Below are 3621 nucleotides of genomic sequence, written 5' to 3' on the forward strand. Positions count from 1 at the left end.
CATGCTATATTCAAATCAAGGAACACCCCTTTAAAAAAGGAAAAGGAGGCCCCGCTCATGAACGTCCGCATCCCGAAACTTTTTCTGGCATTCCTGGCGCTGGCTCTGGCCCTGTGCGCCTGTTCCGCCAAGGAAGCGGCCTTCCAGACACCGGAGGAGGCCGGCGAGGCATTTCTGACGGAATTCTTCACCGCCAACGCCGACGGCCGCTACGATGCCTTCTCCCAGGCTTCCGTCATAGACGAGGCCGCCGTGACGGATTATTATGAGGGGCTCGCCCCCTGCGTCAGCCCCGAAGCACTGGACGTGCTCGTCGCCAACCGCACCCTGAGCCGGTACGACGAGTTTTACGCGGGCAAGCAGGTGGAGGTGGCAGAAGTTCAGCTGGAAGGCACAGGCGACGACAACTTTGATTTCACCGTCAGCCTGACCGTGGACGGCGAGGCGGAGGAATACACAGGCCAGCTCTCGGCCGGGCCGCTGGACGGCAGTTATGCCGTGACTCGTTTTTACTGCGGCGGGATGTGACCTTTCGCCAAGCCAGCATCGATGCACACAAAAAGAGGGGCCGCCCCGCGGGGCGGCCCCTCTTTCTTTTGATTGGTTCTGAACGCCTTACATCAGGCTGCGGTAGAGCGCGGCGATCTCCTCCACGCTGGTGTCGCGGGGGTTGCCGGGGCGGCAGGCGTCGGCATAGGCGCTCTCGGAGAGGAACTGCACGTCCTCCTCCTTCACGATGGCCTTCAGGTCGGCGGGGATGCCCACGTCCTGGCTCAGCTGCTTCACGGCGGCGCAGGCGGCCTTGCGGGCCTCGTCCAGGGTCATGGCGTCCACGCCTTCCACGCCCATGGCCTTGGCGATGTCGCGGTACTTCTCGCCGGTGGCGGGAGCATTGTACTCCATCACGGTGGGCAGCAGGATGGCGTTGGCCACACCGTGGGGGGTGTCGTAGACAGCGCCCAGGCTGTGGGCCATGGAGTGCACGATGCCGAGACCCACGTTGGAGAAGCCCTGGCCGGCGATGTACTGGGCCAGCGCCATGCCCTCACGGCCCTCCGGCTCGCCGGCAACGGCGCCCCGCAGGTGCTTCGCGATGAGCTCGATGGCCTTGAGATGGAACATGTCGGTCATCTCCCAGGCGGCCTTGGTGATGTAGCCCTCGATGGCGTGGGTCAGCGCGTCCATGCCGGTGGCGGCGGTGAGGCCCTTGGGCATGGTGGACATCATGTCCGGGTCCACCACGGCAACTTCGGGGATGTCGTTGGTGTCCACGCAGACGAACTTGCGCTTCTTCTCCACGTCGGTGATGACGTAGTTGATGGTCACCTCGGCGGCGGTGCCGGCGGTGGTGGGCACGGCAATGGTGAACACCGCGTGCTTCTTGGTGGGGGCAACGCCCTCCAGGCTGCGCACGTCGGCAAACTCGGGGTTGTTGGCGATGATGCCGATGGCCTTGGCGGTGTCCATGGAGGAGCCGCCGCCGATGGTCACGATGCAGTCCGCACCGCTGGTCTTGAAGGCCTCCACGCCGTGCTGCACGTTCTCGATGGTGGGGTTGGGCTTGATGTCGCTGTAGACTTCATAGGCGAAGCCCGCCGCCTCCAGCAGGTCGGTGACCTTCTTGGTCACGCCGAACTTCAAAAGGTCGGGGTCAGAGCAGACAAAAGCCTTTTTGTAGCCGCGGGCGGTCAGCTCGGGAACGATGTTCTCGATGGCGCCCTTGCCATGATAGGAAATGGTGTTCAGAACGATGCGGTTAGCCATTGGTATCCTCTCCTTTTCAGGTCAAACAAAACGTTTGCTTGGCGGAGTTTCTCCGTCTGTTACAAGTATAACAATCTATTCCCCGCAGAGCAAGGGAGCGTTTCGCATGAAAAACGCAAAAAAATTTTAGTCGCTTTGCAATATTTTCCTCACCTCAGGTGTTTACTTTGTGCCGGCGGGGAACACTAACCCCAAACCGGCCGCACATTTCTTTAAAATTAAGGAGTCACACACATGAAAAAACTCGCTTTGACCCTCGCCCTCATCATGGCTGTTGCCGCCTTTGCCGGCTGCTCTTCCGCCCTCTCTTCTTCCGCGCCTTCCTCCGCGCCCAGCAGCAGCGCCCCGGCTTCCGAGCCCGCCTCTGAGCCTGCTTCTGAGCCCGCTTCCGAGCCTGCCAGCGAAGCCGAGCCCGGCAGCCTGGAGGCCCTGATGGACCAGGTGCTGGCCGCGGGCGACGCGGAGCAGATCCCCATGCTGATGCCCGCCGACCTGAACGGCGGCGCCAAGTACACCCCGCTCACCGAGGAGAACTCCGAGTACAACCTGGGCGTGACCCGTGACCGCTATGCCGACGGCATCGCCGCCGAGGCCGCCATGACCTCCGTGCCCTTCTCCGTCTGCCTGGTGAAGGCGAACAGCGCCGAGGAGGCCGAGCAGCTGGCCGCCGACATCGAGGCCAATGCCGACCCCCGCAAGTGGATCTGCGTGGAAGCCGAGAGCAAGATCGTGGACTTCTCCGGCGACACCGTCATCCTCATCATGACCAGCGCCGACCTGGCTGAGCAGCTGCACAGCGGCTTCACCGCCGCCGTGGCTGAGTAAGCCGTGAAACGCAAACTCGCATTCGCAGCCGCGGGGCTCTGCTTCGCGGCTGCCGCTGTTGTCATTGCGGTGGCAATGGGCCTGTTCGACCGCGGCATGCGCCCGGACGAGAACGGCATGTACACCGCCCACGGCCACTGGGTCGAGGCGCTGGACGGGCCCGACGTGGACAGTGCAGTGCGCTTTGGTGAAAAGCTGGAAAAGCTGAAAGCGGACCTGCTCACCGAGGAGAACCGCGCCTTTTACGCCATCGTGCCGGACAAGGGCTATTACCTGACCGACGAGGTGAGGCCCGCCACCGACTATCAGGCTCTGTTCTCCACGGTGGACAGCCAGCTGATGGGCAGCGGCATCGAAAAGATCGACCTGACCGGGGCGCTGACCCTGGAGGACTACTATTTCACCGACAGCCACTGGCGGCAGGAGCGGCTGGGCGGCGTGGTGGACGCGCTGGGTGCAGCCATGGGCTTTTCGGTGGACATGGACGGCTTTGACCCGGTGACAGTGGAAGGCTTCATCGGCGCCTACGGCAAGTACGGCGCGGACAAGCCGGAAGAACTGACCTATCTGGTCAGCGACGCCACCGTGGCCGCCGTGTGCGACAACTACCAGTACCCCGATTCCACCGCCGTCTACGACCTCGGGCGCCTTGACACCGACGTGCCCTACGACGTATTTTTGAGCGGGGCCAGCCCCCTCATCACCGTCGAGAGCCCCCTGGCGGCCACCGACAAGGAGCTGGTGGTGTTCCGGGATTCCTATGCCAGCAGCCTCGTTCCGCTGCTGCTGGGCCAGTACCGCAAGGTGACCCTGGTGGACATCCGCTACATGGTCAGCGGCCTTGTGCCCCAGTATGTGGAGTTCACCGACCAGGACGTGCTGTTCCTCTACAGCACCTATATCGTGAACCAGAGCGCCATGCTTCGTTGAAAGCTCTGCGCGTTTTGTCAAAGACCGGCGTTTTTGCCCCCCTCATTAGGGGGCCAAAACCCAACATTTTTTTTCGGGGGGTTGAAAACCCCCCCGGGGGGG

General features: G+C 62.8%; 4 protein-coding genes. 3 read left to right on the top strand and 1 reads right to left on the bottom strand.

The genetic code is table 11. The features are described 5' to 3' along the window. Positions 1 to 57: 57 nt before the first annotated feature. Positions 58 to 528: a hypothetical protein gene (locus tag ACMNAY_RS01235; protein WP_418718079.1), complete on the top strand. Its 471-nt coding sequence runs from the start codon at positions 58 to 60 to the stop codon at positions 526 to 528. A gap of 87 nt (positions 529 to 615) precedes the next feature. Here the strand turns inward: ACMNAY_RS01235 and fucO are convergent, their stop codons facing one another. After that, positions 616 to 1764 (bottom strand): lactaldehyde reductase, encoded by a 1149-nt coding sequence (gene fucO / locus ACMNAY_RS01240; RefSeq protein WP_177521343.1) that lies wholly within the window; start codon positions 1762 to 1764, stop codon positions 616 to 618. A 234-nt stretch (positions 1765 to 1998) separates the two neighbouring features. Here fucO and ACMNAY_RS01245 point away from each other — a divergent pair, with 234 nt between their 5' ends. Together ACMNAY_RS01245 and ACMNAY_RS01250 are read left to right on the top strand one after the other, a co-directional pair. After that, positions 1999 to 2589 carry a hypothetical protein gene (locus tag ACMNAY_RS01245; protein ID WP_418718080.1) on the top strand — a complete coding sequence of 197 codons (591 nt, stop codon included), beginning with the start codon at positions 1999 to 2001 and terminating at the stop codon, positions 2587 to 2589. A 3-nt stretch (positions 2590 to 2592) separates the two neighbouring features. After that, on the top strand, positions 2593 to 3519 hold the full coding sequence (locus ACMNAY_RS01250; protein WP_418718081.1) for a hypothetical protein: 927 nt from the start codon (positions 2593 to 2595) through the stop codon (positions 3517 to 3519). The last annotated feature ends 102 nt before the right edge of the window (positions 3520 to 3621 follow it).

This window comes from Candidatus Allofournierella merdipullorum (genome assembly GCF_048426865.1).
GTDB classification, from domain to species: Bacteria; Bacillota; Clostridia; order Oscillospirales; family Ruminococcaceae; genus Allofournierella_A; species Allofournierella_A merdipullorum.